Annotated in this window: 21 protein-coding genes; 11 read left to right on the forward strand and 10 right to left on the reverse strand. The window is 63.5% G+C overall.

The window, feature by feature from the left end; genetic code table 11:
- Window positions 1–12 precede the first annotated feature (12 nt).
- Entirely contained in the window at window positions 13–1272 is a 1260-nt protein-coding gene (locus QM588_RS00405) for a reverse transcriptase family protein (protein ID WP_283310843.1), read from the reverse strand.
- A 389-nt stretch (window positions 1273–1661) separates the two neighbouring features.
- Between QM588_RS00405 and QM588_RS00410 the strand changes: the two genes are divergently transcribed.
- The 6 genes from QM588_RS00410 to QM588_RS00435 all read left to right on the forward strand — a co-directional run bounded on the left by QM588_RS00410 (window position 1662) and on the right by QM588_RS00435 (window position 6520).
- Window positions 1662–2216, forward strand: coding sequence for a DUF3558 family protein (locus QM588_RS00410; RefSeq protein WP_283310844.1), 555 nt, complete (start codon window positions 1662–1664; stop codon window positions 2214–2216).
- 25 nt (window positions 2217–2241) lie between these two features.
- Complete coding sequence (locus tag QM588_RS00415; protein ID WP_283310845.1) at window positions 2242–2628, forward strand: hypothetical protein; 387 nt, start codon at window positions 2242–2244, stop codon at window positions 2626–2628.
- A 327-nt stretch (window positions 2629–2955) separates the two neighbouring features.
- Window positions 2956–3903, forward strand: coding sequence for an ABC transporter ATP-binding protein (locus tag QM588_RS00420; RefSeq protein ID WP_283310846.1), 948 nt, complete (start codon window positions 2956–2958; stop codon window positions 3901–3903).
- Between the two features lie 9 nt (window positions 3904–3912).
- The gene (locus QM588_RS00425) at window positions 3913–4695 is read left to right on the forward strand and encodes an ABC transporter permease (protein WP_283310847.1); all 783 of its coding nucleotides are present in this window, start codon (window positions 3913–3915) and stop codon (window positions 4693–4695) included.
- Between the two features lie 74 nt (window positions 4696–4769).
- Window positions 4770–5915 carry a sensor histidine kinase gene (locus tag QM588_RS00430; RefSeq protein ID WP_283310848.1) on the forward strand — a complete coding sequence of 382 codons (1146 nt, stop codon included), beginning with the start codon at window positions 4770–4772 and terminating at the stop codon, window positions 5913–5915.
- Complete coding sequence (locus QM588_RS00435) at window positions 5912–6520, forward strand: response regulator transcription factor (protein ID WP_283310849.1); 609 nt, start codon at window positions 5912–5914, stop codon at window positions 6518–6520. Before QM588_RS00430 ends, QM588_RS00435 begins: the two co-directional genes overlap by 4 nt.
- A 1-nt stretch (window position 6521) precedes the next feature.
- On the opposite strand, the gene QM588_RS00440 is transcribed toward QM588_RS00435, so the two are convergent.
- Both QM588_RS00440 and QM588_RS00445 read right to left on the reverse strand, forming a co-directional pair.
- Entirely contained in the window at window positions 6522–7349 is an 828-nt protein-coding gene (locus tag QM588_RS00440) for an SDR family oxidoreductase (RefSeq protein ID WP_032407786.1), read from the reverse strand.
- Between the two features lie 182 nt (window positions 7350–7531).
- Window positions 7532–8089, reverse strand: coding sequence for a helix-turn-helix domain-containing protein (locus tag QM588_RS00445; RefSeq protein WP_032367567.1), 558 nt, complete (start codon window positions 8087–8089; stop codon window positions 7532–7534).
- A gap of 66 nt (window positions 8090–8155) precedes the next feature.
- Between QM588_RS00445 and QM588_RS00450 the strand changes: the two genes are divergently transcribed.
- The 3 genes from QM588_RS00450 (at window position 8156) to QM588_RS00460 (ending at window position 10614) form a co-directional block, all read left to right on the forward strand.
- Window positions 8156–8854 (forward strand): AzlC family ABC transporter permease, encoded by a 699-nt coding sequence (locus QM588_RS00450; protein ID WP_222097618.1) that lies wholly within the window; start codon window positions 8156–8158, stop codon window positions 8852–8854.
- Complete coding sequence (locus tag QM588_RS00455; RefSeq protein WP_283310850.1) at window positions 8851–9162, forward strand: AzlD domain-containing protein; 312 nt, start codon at window positions 8851–8853, stop codon at window positions 9160–9162. The genes QM588_RS00450 and QM588_RS00455 overlap by 4 nt, the downstream gene beginning before the upstream one ends.
- Before the next feature lie 432 nt (window positions 9163–9594).
- Complete coding sequence (locus QM588_RS00460; protein ID WP_283310851.1) at window positions 9595–10614, forward strand: DUF5914 domain-containing protein; 1020 nt, start codon at window positions 9595–9597, stop codon at window positions 10612–10614.
- A gap of 1 nt (window position 10615) precedes the next feature.
- On the opposite strand, the gene QM588_RS00465 is transcribed toward QM588_RS00460, so the two are convergent.
- The 3 genes from QM588_RS00465 to QM588_RS00475 form a co-directional block, all read right to left on the reverse strand.
- Complete coding sequence (locus QM588_RS00465; protein ID WP_283310852.1) at window positions 10616–11083, reverse strand: SRPBCC family protein; 468 nt, start codon at window positions 11081–11083, stop codon at window positions 10616–10618.
- Window positions 11080–11424 (reverse strand): ArsR/SmtB family transcription factor, encoded by a 345-nt coding sequence (locus tag QM588_RS00470; protein WP_283310853.1) that lies wholly within the window; start codon window positions 11422–11424, stop codon window positions 11080–11082. The genes QM588_RS00465 and QM588_RS00470 overlap by 4 nt, the downstream gene beginning before the upstream one ends.
- Before the next feature lie 76 nt (window positions 11425–11500).
- Window positions 11501–11992, reverse strand: a complete 492-nt coding sequence (locus QM588_RS00475) for a GNAT family N-acetyltransferase (protein ID WP_283310854.1) — start codon at window positions 11990–11992, stop codon at window positions 11501–11503.
- A 229-nt stretch (window positions 11993–12221) separates the two neighbouring features.
- Between QM588_RS00475 and QM588_RS00480 the strand changes: the two genes are divergently transcribed.
- Both QM588_RS00480 and QM588_RS00485 read left to right on the forward strand, forming a co-directional pair.
- On the forward strand, window positions 12222–12671 hold the full coding sequence (locus QM588_RS00480) for an Hsp20/alpha crystallin family protein (RefSeq protein ID WP_222084533.1): 450 nt from the start codon (window positions 12222–12224) through the stop codon (window positions 12669–12671).
- 58 nt (window positions 12672–12729) lie between these two features.
- Window positions 12730–12912, forward strand: a complete 183-nt coding sequence (locus tag QM588_RS00485; protein ID WP_283310855.1) for a hypothetical protein — start codon at window positions 12730–12732, stop codon at window positions 12910–12912.
- A gap of 69 nt (window positions 12913–12981) precedes the next feature.
- On the opposite strand, the gene QM588_RS00490 is transcribed toward QM588_RS00485, so the two are convergent.
- From QM588_RS00490 to QM588_RS00505, 4 genes are read right to left on the reverse strand one after another with little or no spacing between them, the layout of a single operon-like run.
- Window positions 12982–13437: a GNAT family N-acetyltransferase gene (locus tag QM588_RS00490; RefSeq protein ID WP_283310856.1), complete on the reverse strand. Its 456-nt coding sequence runs from the start codon at window positions 13435–13437 to the stop codon at window positions 12982–12984.
- Between the two features lie 49 nt (window positions 13438–13486).
- Window positions 13487–15004, reverse strand: a complete 1518-nt coding sequence (locus tag QM588_RS00495; protein WP_167326989.1) for an NAD(P)/FAD-dependent oxidoreductase — start codon at window positions 15002–15004, stop codon at window positions 13487–13489.
- On the reverse strand, window positions 15001–15738 hold the full coding sequence (locus QM588_RS00500) for a class I SAM-dependent methyltransferase (protein ID WP_032367575.1): 738 nt from the start codon (window positions 15736–15738) through the stop codon (window positions 15001–15003). Before QM588_RS00500 ends, QM588_RS00495 begins: the two co-directional genes overlap by 4 nt.
- Complete coding sequence (locus QM588_RS00505; protein WP_027494925.1) at window positions 15735–15968, reverse strand: RNA-binding S4 domain-containing protein; 234 nt, start codon at window positions 15966–15968, stop codon at window positions 15735–15737. The genes QM588_RS00500 and QM588_RS00505 overlap by 4 nt, the downstream gene beginning before the upstream one ends.
- Between the last annotated feature and the right edge of the window lie 3 nt (window positions 15969–15971).

Below are 15971 nucleotides of genomic sequence, written 5' to 3' on the forward strand. Positions count from 1 at the left end.
GAACACGGCGGATCAGCTCCAGTCGACCCGGGCTGCCATCTCGAGCAGTTTCCGACGACGTGTCTCGCTGGTCTCGCCGATCCGCGCGATACGTCCGTACACATGGGCACGGAAGTCGGTCAGATCGTCTCGATTCTGTTGGGCTGCAACGCTACCGATGCAGTTGTGCAGTAACGCGCGGAGGTTGTCGTACTCCTCTCGCGGAACTGCGGGCCACGCATTGACCACCAGCCCGGTGAGCTGTTGGCGTTGATGAGCGCGCCGCACTCGGGTTTTGTCGGGATGAATCGTGAAGCCCTCGTCGTGCGCGATCTGGGACACCACCCACAGCAACTTGTCGACGTCGAGCTCGGCCGGACCGGAGAACGCCAGGTCGTCGGCGTAGCGGGTGTAGCGGGCACCCGTGGTGCGAGCGAGCCCGGCAGCTCGAATATCGAGTTGACGGGCAGCCAGGTTGGCCAAGGCGGGCGACGTCGGTGCGCCCTGCGGCAAGTGAGTGGTGCGAAGCCTCGCCGCCGTCGCGCGGTCCATGCCCGTCAATTCTCCGGCCGGAGTGACCGTTGTGCACAGCGCGGCAAGATTCGCAGCGACCTTTCGGCGGTAGCCGACGGCCTCGAAGATCGCCACCACTCGATCGAACCCGATGGACGGAAAGAAGCGACGTAAGTCGACCGAGATCACCACCTCACGCTCGGCGTGGGGCGTCGCGAACGTGCGGGGGCTCCGCCCTTGACGAAAACCGTGCGCGGCGGGGTGAGGCGGAATTCGATCCAGGATGCGGCGCAATATCTTTCGTTGAATCTCGCGCAGGCGCGGTTTGGGCACCTCGAGCAGACGAACGCCGTGGCGCTTGTCGAGACGAGCAGATCGATAGTGCTGCAGGGGAAACGGTGCAGTACGCAGCCGACCTTGCAGATCTGCGAACCACTCGATCTCGGAAATGGTCAGATCCAGTGATTGCGCGAGCTGGCCCGTCGTCTCGTAGCGAGGCACCTCGAACCGCCAGGGTACGACACGGCCACGCACGGGCTTTCGCGGCGACGACTTCGACGGATCGGCGATCAACGGAAGATCGCGCAGCAGAAAGAATATCGACGCCTCGTCGAACGGCGGACTCGGGTACAGGTCGATGATTCGATCGGCCAACCGCGAGGCCTTGGCCGGCATGAATCGAGAGAACGCCTCCTCTAGCCCTGATTGCGTCCACTCTGCGTCGGCAGCCAAACGAGCCAGGGTTGCAGCGGCGCGCGGAGACAGTTCGCGGTCGTTCACGTCGGTCGCTCCAACGGGTCTCGAGCGAGAGAATGCAGCGGCGCGGGGCGACCGAAATCTTTCGTCCTCGGAGCAGGCAAGCACGCGGAGCGTGCCGAGCTGCTTCGGACGCAGTGCTCGATTCTCTTCATGTACCCAGGGGTTACCCCTGAGACCGGTCCCGCGGACCAACTCTCGCCCACGCGCCGCTGCATCCCACCACAATGCCAAACCGACGCGGATCTGTCAGCGGGATGACTCACTAGTTCGACCGACCGGTCGGGTTTTGAAGTTCTCGTGAGTTGCTCGATTGCGAGCCGGAGCTCTCGAGTCCGGAGCCGGTAAACGGAACCAGTGCCGACTCCGTTGCGTCCAACCCGTAGATGGGCTCTTGGGAAAGGACAGTGCACATGCATCGAAGCAGTCGATGGGCGGCATTCGCAGTAGGTCTGCTCCTGCTCACCGCATGTTCGACGGGCCAAGACGGTACTGCAGTCCCCGAAGTCATCGCGACGACCAGCATCGCCGTCGCCGCACCGACGCCGTGGGATCCATGCACCATCCCCGACGACGCCATCGAGCAGGCGGGATTGAACACGGCCACCAAGGAATCGGGAGTGTTCGGCAGAGATCAAAACGGATTCAAGATCTGCGGATGGGAAAGTCAGCCGCCCAGCAGCAAATACTTCTTCTCGCTCTTCGTGGGGATTGCGAGTATCGACTACATCGACGATCCGAGTTACTTCGACCGACTTCAATCCGTCCGAGTGGGCGCACGTGACGCCACCCAGTACCAGCAACTGTCTGCTGACTCGTCCCGAAACTGCGGTGTTGCCTTTGCTGCGGGAGCACAACTGGTCAGGGCGACTCTGGTTACTGCCGGACGTGTCGACGACCCGCCGTACGAACCATGTATCGAGCTCAATTCCGTAGTCACACTGCTCGAGTCCCAACTTCCTGCCTGACCCTCAGAACCGAAGGGTGCAAACTATGTCCGAGTCGCCGCCTGATTTGATCACCCATTGGCAAGGACTCAACGCTCTAGCTGAAGCTGGGACACTGACCATTCCTGCAGACGTCGCCGCCAAGTGCGACGCTGCCTGCGATGTCTATCTTGCGCACCTCGAGAAAATGCAAGCTGACGCCCGCAAACTGTCGGAGACCAAGAGTTGGGGCGACATGAAATCTGCTCAGGACCTACAACGTAGGTTCGCTCGCCTGGCGACCGGCAAAGACACGTCACTCGACGTCATTCTGCAGCAGCACATCGACGTCATCGATTCGATGCGTACGTTGTTTCGGCGCTACTTCGAGGACACTGCCGAAGTCGACAGCAGAACAGCCGCGACTATCGCCGCGCCCACTCCGGAGAACTGACAGACCGAAGCGCTTTTTGGTGGACCTCGACTTCGTACTTGTCGTTGTCCAGTCGCCGCTCGGCCACGCCCCCCGATCCACGCCCTCCGGCGTTACTCGTTCCCCATCAACGCGGTATGGATCTCCACGAGGGGCGTGAATCCCAGCATTGGGGCACTTACGTGACACCTGGTCCGTACTTGCATATGACAGTTGTCAGCAGTTCACCATGACACTGGAAACGACGTCCCGTTTGCCGTTGACCAGCACTTTCGTCGCAGTGAAGAGTGCGATGTGTCGCCGAGGAACACGGCCGAATATGCATCGACGGAGCGAAGGGAATCGCAGATGATCACGGAGAGTTCAGCTCGCAACGAGGCGGTGGGGACCGCGCCCCGCTTCGCGATCCACGCGACCGGCGTTCACAAGTCGTTCAGCGACTCCACGGGTGTGCAAGTTCGCGCCGTCCGCGATGTGAACCTCTCGATTCCGCGCGGGCAAGTTGTGGCGTTTCTCGGGCCGAACGGCGCAGGCAAGAGCACGACGATCGACATGATCCTCGGACTGACCGAGCCGGACGGCGGCACCATCGAGGTGCTCGGCACCGATCCGCTGACCGCCGCGTCGACAGGACGCAGTGCCGCGGTACTACAGTCCGGTGGACTGTTGTCTGACGTCACCGTCGGCGCACTGGTCGCGATGATGGGCTCGCTGTACATCGGTGCCGATCCCGCTGCAGCGATTACCCGCGCCGGACTCGGTGATCTGGTCAATCGTCGCGTCTCGAAGTGCTCCGGTGGCGAACAGCAGAAGGTGCGGTTCGCCCTCGCACTGCTCTCCAACCCAGAGCTACTGTTGCTCGACGAGCCGACCGCCGGCATGGATGTCACTGCGCGCAAGCACTTCTGGCAGGCGATGCGTGCGCAGGCAGCCAACGGCACCACCGTCATGTTCGCAACCCACTACCTCGAAGAGGCACAGGACTTCGCCGATCGAATCGTCGTCATCGTCGACGGAGCCCTCGTCGCCGACGGCACCGTGGCCCAGATCAAGGCCACCGTCTCCAGTCGGACCGTCGATGCCAATTTGCCCCGTTCCGAGGCCGAATTCGTTGCAGCGCAAACCGGCTCGCGGCCGCAGGAACTCGCCAACGGCCGGTTCCGCTTCGTGTGCACCGACACCGACCCCGTGGTGCGCGCACTGAGCACGTCGACGTCCGCGACCGATATCGCGATCGTGTCGGCCTCACTGGACGAAGCGTTCTCCGCGATGACCGACCGCACACACCAGAACTGAGGACACGCGATGACCACTACAACCTCACTACGCCCCCGCCGCGGACTGCACCCCACGTTCGTACTGCACGACATCCGCAGGCAGATCACCCCACAGAATCTGATCTTCACCGTCGCGCTGCCCGCCGTGCTCTACCTCGCCCTGTTCCGCATCGTGGAGCCCAGCGCCGGAGTCGACTTGCCGCACGGCAACTTTCAGGCCTGGATGATGATCGGAATTGCCGTCTACGGTGCGTCGATCGGCACGATCTCGCGGGCCGCGGGCATCTCCAACGAGAAGGCCAACGGCTGGCTGCGCACAATTCGCCTGTCTCCCTTGGGTGCCGGCGGATACGTCGCATCGCGCATCATCGCCTGCCAGGTCTACGCGGCCATCCCGGTCATCGTGGTCGGCGTCCTCGGAGCACTCACCGGTGCCCACGCCGACGCGATTGTCTGGATCACCGGCCTCGACGTGGCCTGGATCGGATCTGCGATCTTCTCCGCTCTCGGCCTGGTGCTGGGGATGCTGCTGCCACCCGAGGTGGTCACCCACGTTCCCGGCGTCGTCATGACCGGACTTGCCTTCCTGGGCAACATCTTCATCCCGCTCTCTGGCGGCATGCTCGCCGTCGCACAGGTGACACCGCTCTACGGCGTGGCGACGTTGGCCCGCTACGCGCTGACTGACGGCTACAACCTCGACGGGTCTCACGCCTCACTGGCAGGTGCCCTCATCAACTTCGCAGCCTGGTTCTTCGGATTCTCCTTCGCTGCCGTCCGACGATTCGCCGGGGCGACCGGCCGCCAGTGACATACAGGTCACGGTTGCCGAGCGCTGAGGCGTCGTTCATAGTGTGGGTTCCTCACCCGGAGAAAGTGACGGCAGTGACCACGCAGAAAACCGATGCCCGACGCGACGAGCGGTTCCCCAGCGCGTTGGTCGCGTTCATTGCGAGTTGGTTCGTCGTAGCGTTGTTCACGTTCATTTCTCTGACAACGGTGTTCGATCACCGGGAAATCATCGGATACGGGCTTGCTCTACTGGCAGCAGCGATGGTCGTCTTCATTGCAGTAATCCTGGTGCTGACACAACGCATGTCGGTATTGGGACGCGTCGATTCCCGACTGACGGTGGCGGCGTGGATAGCCATTCCGCTCGGCATCGTCCTCGTCCCGCTTTCCGAGGTCTGGGAGATGAGCGCGATGTCGGTCGCGATCGCGGCGACCTTGGTGCGTGGACGTTGGGCACCAGCCGTCGTCGGCGGTGTGTTCGTCATTGCGACCGTTGTCACTGTCGGCGTGGACCGCGCTGAACCCCTACAGGCGTTCGGAATCACGTTGTTCAACACGTGTACGACTGTGGTCCTGATCGTACTCACCGAACTTGCGCTGGCACTCGATGCTTTGCGGGCGTCTCGTGAACAGGTTGCCCGGCTGCTCGTCGATGCTGAGCGACATAGGATTTCGCGAGATTTACACGATGTCATCGGCCGAACTCTGGTGACCGCGCAGCTACGCAATCAGGCTGCACTGCAGATGTTCGAGAACCAACCGGAGAAGGCCCGCGAACAGCTGGGGCATGTGCACGACGTTCTCAACAGTGGTCAGGCAGATCTCAGGAGGATTACCAGCGGACCCATCCTCGACGACTTCGTGTCGGAGCTGGCAGCCGTCGAAGCGATGTGTGCCAGGCTGGGCATCGACTGCCTGACGTCGGTGGAAGCCCCGCCGGTCAGCGACGTGGACCGCATCTTCGCCGCCGTCGTACGCGAATCGTCCACCAACATGCTCAAGCATGCTCACCCACGCAGGTGCACCGTTCGAGTCGCCGCTGAGAAGGACTGCGACGTCTTCGAGTTCACCAACGACGGCGTCACACGTGAGGAGACCGACGCGGGTACGGGAACCGGGATCGCTGCCTTGACCCGTCAGGTGGAAGCCGTCGGAGGCAGATTCACAGCCGGCAAGACGGCATCGGGTACCGAGTTTCGAGTCGTGGCCACCATCCCGAGGGTAAAGGCAGACGTATGACGATCACCGTGTTGCTTGCCGAGGACGTCGCATTGCTCGCCGATGCTTTCGAAGTGTTGCTGTCCACCGACCCTGACGTAGAAGTGGTCGGTCGAGTGTCGCGTGGAGACGAAGTATGCGATGCCGTATCTCGCCTGCGACCGGACCTGATCCTGATGGACATCGACATGCCCGGGATGACGGGCATCGCAGCCACGGCCGCCCTTCGAGCAATGAATGATCGCACCCCAGTGCTGCTGCTGACTGCCCTACCCGGCAGCGGGCATGTGCACGACGCATTGGCCGCGGGAGCGAACGGGTATCTCCTCAAGAGCACGGACGCGGTGCACCTCTTCGCCGGTATCAAAGCCGTGTATTCCAAGCACACTGTCATCGATCCCGCACTTGCCGCCGAAGCATTGCGCGCCGGACCGAATCCACTGCGGGACCGCGAACTCGACGTCCTAAGGCTCGTCGATCAAGGGTTGTCCACCAAGCAGATCGGCGAACGCTTGTTTCTCAGCCCCGGAACCGTGCGCAATTATCTCTCGAGCATCATCACCAAGTTGGACGCAAGCAGTCGTCTCGAAGCGATAAAGTCCGCACGTGAAAACGGGTGGTTGTAGATCAGCCTCCGTGCGCCTCGACGGCCACGGGCTGCCATTCGCGCCAGTTCGCCAGGCGTGATTCGTAGTCCGTCGTCGCGATCTGGAGCGGTGCTTCTCCGAAAAAGACTCGCAGCGGCGGCTTTTCGGCGTCGACGACCTTGAGCAGCGCCGAACGCGTAGCTACCGGATCGCCAGGAGTCGCCTGCCTTGCACTCCGCAGTTCGGCGGCCTTCTTCCGAATCGGGTCGTACGCGGCGATGTCGGTGGACTTCTTGGCGGACGGACCGGCCCAGTCTGTGGAGAACCCACCCGGCTCGATCAGCGTCACGTGGATACCGAAGTCCTCGACCTCCTGCGCCAGGGCCTGACTGAATCCTTCGAGGGCCCACTTGGACGCGTGGTACGCACCGACATTGGGGAATGCGGAGATTCCGCCGATGGACGACACCTGCAGGATGTGGCCGCTGCCCTGTTCACGCATGAACGGCAACGCGGCCTGAGTGACCCACAGCGCTCCGAAGACATTGGTCTCGATCTGCGCGCGGGCGTCCTCCTCGGAGATCTCTTCGATCATCCCGAACTGGCCGTAGCCGGCGTTGTTGACGACGATGTCGAGCGATCCGAAGGTCTTGTGCGCCAGGGCGACTGCTGCGAAGTCGGCAGCGCGGTCATTCACATCCAGCTCGATCGGCAGAATCGCGTCGCCGTATTTCTCCACGAGATCGTGCAGTGTCGCCGTGTTGCGAGCAGTGGCTGCGACTCGATCGCCGCGGTCGAGGGCTGCAATAGCCCACTCGCGTCCGAATCCCTTGGAGGTGCCGGTGATGAACCACGTCTTGGCTGCCATGAATCTCGTCCCTTCGCTGCGCGGACAAAAGTAGGGACGACGTCCGCTGCAAACGCCTCTCGGCGAGTGGTCGCTCGTAGCGACAAATGGGGTGAGGCCCGGGGCTTGCCAAGCGAACGCCGTCGAAAGAGTCCAACGGGGTACGTCCGCCGACTATTCCCCGCACGTCAACTGCGTTCCGTTCAGCTGTGCTCGGTGATCATCACCGCCATGGTGTTCGGCTCCAGCGCCTCGAAGATATGCAGCGCGTCGCCGGGGTAGGCGACATAGTCGCCGGGCAACAGTTCGACTGCCTCGCCCACCGGCCCCACCAGCGCTCGTCCGGCGCTGAGCACCACGTGCTCGACCACGCCGGGGGAATGAGGGTCCGAGCGCCTGGGCTCGCCCACGTCCGCACTGACCAGATAGATGTCTCGTCGCGCGTTCGGCGGAGACGACGCCAGCAGCGTCGCCGAGTAGTCCGCCCGGTCCGACGCGAATCTCGGTCCCTCCCCCGCACGGATCAGCCGGACCGACTGCTTCGCGGGCTCGACCAGTCTGGAGAACGGCACATCCAGGGTGACGCTGAGCGCCCACAGAGTTTCCAGACTTGGATTCCCGGTACCCGATTCCAGTTGCGAGAGAGTCGATTTTGCGATACCCGCACGACGCGCCACCTCGGCCAGCGAGAGGCCGACGCGTCGTCGTTCCTGCTGCAGAGCAGCCGCGATGGCCGCGATAGGTGGTCCGGCGTCCGCCATTCGTTCACTCCATCGGTACGTTCGTTTGATTTGACGAACAGCTTAACATCGTCCACTATAACGACCATGCGTTCGACATGGCGAACCCTGCAGGGGGTCAACATCCGCGACATCGCGTTGGTCTGTCTGGCCGACGCCTTGGTCGGGGCCTCGTTCGGTGCCATCGCCGTGGCCGCCGACCTGCCACTGTGGTTACCGGTAGTGATGTCCCTGGTGGTCTTCGCGGGCTCCTCCCAATTCATCTTCGTCGGCATCCTGGCCGTCGGCGGCAACCCCGTCGCCGCCGTGGCGAGCGCGTTGCTCGCCAATACTCGGCTGGTGCCGCTCGGATTCTCCATAGGATCCGTCTTCGAGAACGTCTCGCCATGGAAGCGACTGCTCGGCACCCACCTGATCACCGACGAAGCGGTCGCATTCAGCGTCGCCGAAGAAGACGAAGGACGGCGTCGAACAGCGTTCTGGCTGTGCGGAATCGGACTGTTCGTCACCTGGAACATCGGGGTGGTGATCGGCACTCTCGGTGGTGGCGCAATCACTGATACCGCCGCACTCGGACTCGACGCCGCATTTCCGGCGATCCTGCTCGGACTGATCATGCCTGCGCTCCGAGATCGGGGCACGCGCAATGCCGCACTCGTCGGCGCAGGGATCGCCCTGGCAGCGTCGATGTTCCTGCCGAGTGGGCTCCCCGTGCTCCTCTCGCTGATCGCCGTGGTGCCCGCACTGCTGTCCACCACGCCCGCCGCACAGAAGGACTCCGCATGAACCTCATGATCCCGCTGATCGCCTTGGTCGTCGGCACCTTCGCTCTCCGCCTCACCGGCCCGGCCCTACGCTCACGCATGACCATCTCGCCCCGCATCGACCGCATCATGTCCACCTCGGTCGCCGTCGTATTCGTGGCCCTCATCGCCACCTCCACCCTGCTCGTGGGCAAGGACTTCGCGGGCTTCGCGGCCCCCATCGGCGTCACCGTCGCCGGAATCCTCGCTTGGCGCAAGACACCCTTCGTCGTCATCGTGATCGCCGCTGCCGCGACCACCGCTGCCCTCCGCTGGTTCGGTATCGACTGACCGAACCGCGGCACCCCGAGTCCACTAGATGTGACATTGACCCCCGAAAAGTCCACTCGATGTCACATTGAGTGCATCGGATGGGGAACACGGGTGACAGCCATCGCCCCTTCGCGGACTACCGGCACGGCAACAAGCCCATTGCCACCCCGGCGACCTCGCTTACTGACCTGAGCGCCCACTATTTCTCTGCATCCACGGGATTCCGCCTTTCGAGCCGAATTGTGGGCGCTGACATCAGTTGACCGGCGCAGCGCGAACCGCCGACACCCACTGGACCCACCTGACCTCGCGCACCGCTCCCCGTTCACCGGCACCCCGGGTCCACTAGATGTGACATTGACCCCCGAAAAGTCCACTCGACGTCACATTGAGTACCCCCGGGCGGGGACAATGGAGAATGAACACAATTTTTCGATGTGGGGAGCAGCAATGACCGCGCTGGATGCAGTACGACGACGCTGGCCGAAGACGATGCCTCTTCAGCCGCTTCCGTCGGAGTCGTGGGCCAAGCAGGAGCCGACGTGGAAGGGTGCGAATCCCCAGGTCATCGAGTCTGCGTTGAAGCGTGCGAAGACTCGGACGTCGGGCAATTGGTTCGTTTTCGCTGCCAGTCGTGACGTGAAGGCCGACAAGCCGTTCGGACGCTATGTCGGCACCACCGAGTTGGTTGCGTGGCGTGATTCGGTTGGCAAGGTGCACATCGGTCCGGGTGCGTGTCCGCATCTCGGGGCGGCGCTCGATACCGCGAAGATCGAGTGCGACGCGTTGGTGTGCCGGTGGCATGGGCTGGCGTTGGGTCCGAAGGGTAAGGCGGGCTGGCGGCCGGTTCCTGCGTTCGACGACGGTGTACTGGTGTGGGTACGGCTCGACGAGCTGGGTGGCGAGGAGCCGACGCCAGTGCCGGTGGTTCCGATCAGGCCCCCTGCGTCGACGTCCATTCCCGGTGTCGTCACGTTGATCGGGAAGTGCGAACCGGACGACATCATCGCCAATCGGCTCGATCCGTGGCACGGTGCATGGTTCCATCCGTACTCGTTCGCGAGGTTGAAGGTGGTCAGTGCGCCCACCGACATCGATGTGCCCGAGGAGGACGATCGATTCCTGGTCGACGTCACGTTCCGCGTCAGTCGCGGCATCGGTGTTCCGGTTCGAGCCGAGTTCGTCTGCCCCGGCCCACGCACCATCGTGATGCGCATCCTCGACGGGGAGGGGGCGGGAAGCGTCGTCGAAACGCACGCGACTCCCCTGGCTCCTGCTCCCGACGGCACCCCGCGGACCGCGGTCATCGAGGCGACGATCGCCAGCTCGGATCGACCCGGCTTTCAGATGGCGCGCAAGGTCTCGGGATTGCTGCGGCCGGCGATGAACTTCACCGCCGCTCGTCTGTGGAAAGACGACCTCGACTACGCCGAACGCCGTTACGAACTGCGCTCGACGGGTCGCGCGTGATCTAGCCTTCGACGAACGCGGCGAGTTGACCGATGACGGTTCCCCATCCGTCCTGAAAGCCCAACTCCTCGTGCGTCTTTCGGTCTTCTACGTTGCGGTGCATCACGTGCGCCCGGTACTCCGTCCCGTCGGGGTGGTCGGCGAACGTGATGACCGCGGTCATGAACAGTTGCGGGGCAGGTCGCCAACCTTCGACGAGGGAGTTCGTGAACACGATGCGTTCCTGGTGGTCGACGGCGAGAAAGCAGCCGTCGATGTGCGGCTCGAAGTCGCCTCCGGGTTCGCTCATCAGCGTTCGGAATGCCCCTCCGGGCTGCAGATCCCACGCATCCACTCGGCACAGAGTCGGTGCGGGAATCCACCATTTCTCGAATTTCGACGGGTCGGCCCACGCATCCCACACCGTCTCGCGCGAAGCCGCGATGATGCGGGAGATACTCAGGTCGAGTTCGGGATCGAAGGAAGTCATTGCTGTTCACTCTCTTTCGAGGATCGGGTGACGAACTGTTCGAGGCGGTCGGTTCTCGATTCCCACACGGACCGTTGCTGTTCCAGCCACGCGGAGGCTACGTCCAGGTTGGCCGGCTCGATCGTGCATGCGCGTACCCGTCCGGTCTTGTGGGTGCGAATCCATCCGCTGCGCTCGAGTAGATGAATGTGTTTCATGAACGACGGCAGAGTCATGTCGAATGGTTCGGCCAATTCACCAACGGTCGCAGGCCCGGACCCCAGCCGGCCCAGTACTGCGCGTCGCGTGGGATCGGCGAGCGCCTGGAACACGTCGTCGAGAACCTCGGAATACTGAGCCATATGGCACAGTATCTCCGCAACAACACTTAGCGCAAGGGCACAGTATCGGCGATTCGGTGCGGACTCGCCGGAACCATCAGTCGTCGCCGAGGTCCTTGAAATAGCGGGCGACAGGCCACCTCTCGAAACCGCTCTTCTCGTAGACCGATCGCGCCGGCGCGTGACCGGGATCGCCACCGGTCTCGACCATCACCATTCGCTTTCCGGCGGACCTCACTCGTGCGAAAGACCGATCGAGGAGCGCCCTTCCGACGCCGGCTCCTTGTTGCGCCGGGTCGACCACCAGGACGTACACCTCTCCCATGTTGTCGTTCGGGTGCATGCGGGTACAGACCCAGCCGACCGGCGTGTCACCGTCCACGGCCACGTCGACGCTCTCGGGTTCGTCGTCGACGACGGATGCGAGATCGTCGTACTGACGTGCTTGCCATCCCTGGGGATAGAAGCAGTCGTACACGAACGACGGGACCGCCTCCTGCACAAGGGGAAACACCGGCTCCCACGCGCGAAGCGACAGCGCGAGCAACTCGGCCCGATACCGGGGGGCGTACGGCACGATGGTCACCATCGGACCGAGTGTAGGTTGCAGCATTCGAGCAAGGCGGCGGTTCGACCGTCACACCGACTGCTGCGAGCCACCCCCATTGCGCCGCAGCACTATTGGGTCGAAAAAATTCCCGAAAAAGTGCCGAAAAGGTCTTGGCACTCGCCGCATCCGAGTGCTAATTTCTGTGTTGCACAGTTGAGGAGCGACTCGCCACAGGGGCGAGCGCATCTGGGTACAGGAGGTGGTTGCTGTGCTTCGTTTCGATCCGTTCCGTGACGTCGATTCGCTCACCTCGGCATTGTTGGGTGCGTCTACCGGTTCGGACCGCGCACCGCGTTTCATGCCCATGGATCTGTACAAGGTCGACGATCACTACGTACTCAGTGCCGACCTTCCCGGCGTCGACCCGGGATCCATCGACGTCGATGTCGATCGCGGTACCTTGACGCTCACCGCGCAACGAACCGTGCCGGAAAGCTCCGGCGTGCAGTGGATCTCCTCGGAACGCTTCGCCGGAACGTTCCGTCGACAGATCTCGCTGGGTGACGGCGTCGACTCCGAGCGAATCTCGGCGTCCTACGACAACGGCGTCCTGTCGATCACCATTCCGCTCGCCGAGAGAGCGAAGCCGCGCAAGATCGACATCGCTCGGGCCGACCTCACCGGCGAGCAGAGATCCATCGAACATCAGTCGACCTGATCCGTCACGCGCACAAGCACATCGAGCACTGCCGAACTACTCAGGGAGGGTGATGCATATGGAAACGGATACTGTGGTCTGGCCGGAATCTCCCGATCGCGACCGGTGGTGGCGCACGGTTCTCGGGGTCGGGACCGGGATCCGTGAATGCGCGACGGCTGATCTACTGGATCAGCAGCGAGCAGAACCGGTCGACGACGACCTCTACCCGCACGTACGGCGAGAGCCCGTCGCTGCGTGATGCGAACGACCGCAAGGCCGGCACCGACATTCGGTGCCGGCCTGCGTCATTGCGGCACCCCGCCACAGGTCACAGGACCAACGAGTAGAACGTGCTCGACGGGTCCACCACGTAGTCGCCGAACGGGGGCACTTCGTTGAACCCGTGACGCACGTAGAGGCGTCGAGCTGCGGCGAAGTAGTCCTGGCTGCCCGTCTCGAGGCTGACGCGCTCGAACCCCAACCGCCGCGCCTCCGTCAGAACGTGCTCGAGCAGTCCGGACGCCACCCCGCGACCTCGCGCGAAACTCGAGGTGCGCATCGATTTCAGTTCTCCGTGTTCGGGAGTGAGTGTCTTCAGCGCGGCAATGCCGAGCAGTGCCCCGGCCTCCCACGCCGTCCACACCCGCATGTCCTGCCCACGCAGACCCGACAGATCCAGTGCGTGAACACTCTCTGCCGGGGACGTCGCGTGCATGTCCGCAAGGTGCTCGACGAGCAACGCACCGACCTCCGGCCGCGACAGATCGTCGACCTCGAGACGCATGCAACCTCCTGTCGTGAGTGGAAGTTCGACCCCTGCTACGAAGTACCACTCACCTGCGGCGAAGCCGCTCCAAAGCGTCGAACATCTTGAACCGTCCACTGGTGGGCACGGTTTCGATATCGTGCCCGGTGACGCCCCAGCCCGCCAGCAGAGTGTTCGCTGCCTGCAGTCCGGTGGTGGCGGCACGTTCCATGAGGGCAACGGGCAGATCGATTCGAATGCCGTCACCCGCCAGTACCAGCGAGGGCTCGGGGGTGCGCACGGTGGGCCGCTCGGCGAATGCTCCGAGGCCGAACATCGGGCAGTCGTCTCGCCATTCGGACCGTTCCGCGATGACCTCTGCCGCAGCGGTTTCCGGGTAGATCTCGTGCATGCGCGCCATCAGCTGCGCGCGGGTGACCTCCTCGGATTCCTCGGCGGCGTAGGCATGCAGTTCGACGACCGAACCTCCGGTCCGCGCTGCCCACTCCGCGGCCTCGTCCTCGAACCGCTCGAGCACACTGATGTTGTCGATCGGAGGCATACCGCCGGTGCCGATGAACGCGGGACGATCGGCATTCACCGCCTTGCTCAGCCACACGCGGTGGACCATGAATGGCGGGGTGTTCTGCAGCGCGCCGATCTGCTTGCGCCATGCCGGCGTCCCGAGCTCGGGGGATTGCTCGAGCACCCGCTGCAATCCGGCGATGTCGGTAGCGAGGACCACCGCGTCGGCGTCGATGATTCCGCCGGCGTCGACGCGGAACTTGCGCAGGCCACCGCGGGTGATCTCGCCACACGGAGTGGACGTTCTGATGTCGACACCGAGACCGCTGAGGTACTCCCCCAACGGGTTCCACAGTGCCTGTGGATATGGATCGCGGGGGACGTCGAAGATCAGACCCTCGGAGGAGCCGAGGAAGTAGATGTGGAACATCATCGCCAGTTCGGCAGCCGACATCTCCTCCGGGTCGGCGAAGAAGCTGCGTGAGAACACCCCGAACGCCAGATGGCGTGCCGCTTCGGGAAAGTTGATGTTACGCAGGAACTCCGCAGCGGGAGTGGTGTCGAGTTCGTCGAAGGTCTTCGGCACGCTCACCGTCATCAGTGGCAGGGCGGCGATTCCGTTGAGATCGGTGAGGTCTTTCCACCGGAACGTCGGACTGCGCTTGACGAACGCGAACGCATTGAGCGGTGGCGTCTCGGGCAGACCCTTGAATCCGTCGATACGACCGTCGCCGTCGATCAGCGGGTAGTCGTCGACCGGGCGTAGACGCGCCAAGTCGGGGTCGGTGCGGCGCAGCAGGTTTCGCAGGTTGTAGTACTGCCGGAAGAACGCATGGAAGCCGCGGCTCATCGTCGCGGGCGAGCCGTCCTCCAGCGTCGTGTCCCAGCCACCGACGCGGCCACCGAGGTAGCTTTCACGTTCGACCAGATGGACCTTGACGCCGCGTTCGGCCAGCGCGGTCGCGGCGCTCAGACCCGCGATACCGCCGCCCACCACCACCACATGCGGGACGTCGGCCAGCTGGCCTGCATCCGAATATCCTTGCACCGCAGCATGGGTGACCTTCTTGGAATCGGTCAACGCTCTTCCTTCGCGGGTCGAGAGCCCAGGAACGTGTGCACCACACCGTTCTGCCATCCGGTCATCGTTTCTCGGGCGACACCGCTGTAGCCCGCACGCTGCATCCGTCGCATGAACGCCGATGCGCCGTCGAACGTGACGACGCTGCGCCACAGGTGCCGATACAACGTGGCGTCTCGCGTCGCGAGCCAGCCGAGCGGGATGATGATGCCCCAGCTCACGACGTTCCAGGAGATGCGAGCACGCAGTGAATCGTGCACCGAGTATTCGTGGAACGCGATCGTCGAACCCGGACGCAGCAGCGCCAGTAGCGATTTGAGTTCGGTGTCGGGGTCGTCGACGTTCCTGATCAGATATGCGGCCAGGATGGCGTCGAACGGTCCGTCGACCCCGTTCACGGCCAGATCCTCCACCCGCGAGTGTACGAACGTGACGTTCGACGGCCAGTCCTTGCTCCGGGCGACCTCGAGCATCTCGGCGGACGCATCGGCGGCGACGATCTCGGCATGCGGCGCGGCTTCGAGCAGCGCGGCGGTGGACGCACCCGTACCGCAACCGATATCGAGCAGGCGCAATCCGCTCCCGAGATCTGGGATGCGGAGGCGCTGCGCAGACTTGACGAGGTGCTCGTGGTAGCCGGGGTTCGCACCGACGAGTCGGTCGTACGCTTTGGCACCGACGTCGAATGCGCCGGGAACTTCGTTTCGCGGAAGACCGCGCTTACCGACCTTCACAGTGCCTCTTCCTTGCTCACGCGGGCAGCTGGCCCACCCTGGACCGACACGACATCTCCGTGCTGCAACTGCCGACCGCGGCGGATGTCCACGTCCCCGTTGACGCTGACCAGGCCGTCGGCGATGATGCCCTTGGCTTCGGCACCGGATTCGATCAGGTTGGCGAGCTTGAGGAATTGGCCCAGCCGGATCGATTCGTCGCGGATGGGGACATCGTGTGCGTCGGACATGTC

This window comes from Rhodococcus sp. IEGM 1354 (genome assembly GCF_030056855.1).
GTDB lineage: Bacteria > Actinomycetota > Actinomycetes > Mycobacteriales > Mycobacteriaceae > Rhodococcoides.

Coding starts and splice junctions, on each gene's coding strand:
- QM588_RS00460 (WP_283310851.1), top strand. CDS start 9,595: ATGACCGCGCTGGATGCAGTACGACGACGCTGGCCGAAGACGATGCCT.
- QM588_RS00410 (WP_283310844.1), top strand. CDS start 1,662: ATGCATCGAAGCAGTCGATGGGCGGCATTCGCAGTAGGTCTGCTCCTG.
- QM588_RS00465 (WP_283310852.1), bottom strand. CDS start 11,083: ATGACTTCCTTCGATCCCGAACTCGACCTGAGTATCTCCCGCATCATC.
- QM588_RS00415 (WP_283310845.1), top strand. CDS start 2,242: ATGTCCGAGTCGCCGCCTGATTTGATCACCCATTGGCAAGGACTCAAC.
- QM588_RS00455 (WP_283310850.1), top strand. CDS start 8,851: ATGAACCTCATGATCCCGCTGATCGCCTTGGTCGTCGGCACCTTCGCT.
- QM588_RS00425 (WP_283310847.1), top strand. CDS start 3,913: ATGACCACTACAACCTCACTACGCCCCCGCCGCGGACTGCACCCCACG.
- QM588_RS00475 (WP_283310854.1), bottom strand. CDS start 11,992: ATGGTGACCATCGTGCCGTACGCCCCCCGGTATCGGGCCGAGTTGCTC.
- QM588_RS00485 (WP_283310855.1), top strand. CDS start 12,730: ATGGAAACGGATACTGTGGTCTGGCCGGAATCTCCCGATCGCGACCGG.
- QM588_RS00505 (WP_027494925.1), bottom strand. CDS start 15,968: ATGTCCGACGCACACGATGTCCCCATCCGCGACGAATCGATCCGGCTG.
- QM588_RS00470 (WP_283310853.1), bottom strand. CDS start 11,424: ATGGCTCAGTATTCCGAGGTTCTCGACGACGTGTTCCAGGCGCTCGCC.
- QM588_RS00440 (WP_032407786.1), bottom strand. CDS start 7,349: ATGGCAGCCAAGACGTGGTTCATCACCGGCACCTCCAAGGGATTCGGA.
- QM588_RS00450 (WP_222097618.1), top strand. CDS start 8,156: ATGCGTTCGACATGGCGAACCCTGCAGGGGGTCAACATCCGCGACATC.
- QM588_RS00445 (WP_032367567.1), bottom strand. CDS start 8,089: ATGGCGGACGCCGGACCACCTATCGCGGCCATCGCGGCTGCTCTGCAG.
- QM588_RS00420 (WP_283310846.1), top strand. CDS start 2,956: ATGATCACGGAGAGTTCAGCTCGCAACGAGGCGGTGGGGACCGCGCCC.
- QM588_RS00435 (WP_283310849.1), top strand. CDS start 5,912: ATGACGATCACCGTGTTGCTTGCCGAGGACGTCGCATTGCTCGCCGAT.
- QM588_RS00490 (WP_283310856.1), bottom strand. CDS start 13,437: ATGCGTCTCGAGGTCGACGATCTGTCGCGGCCGGAGGTCGGTGCGTTG.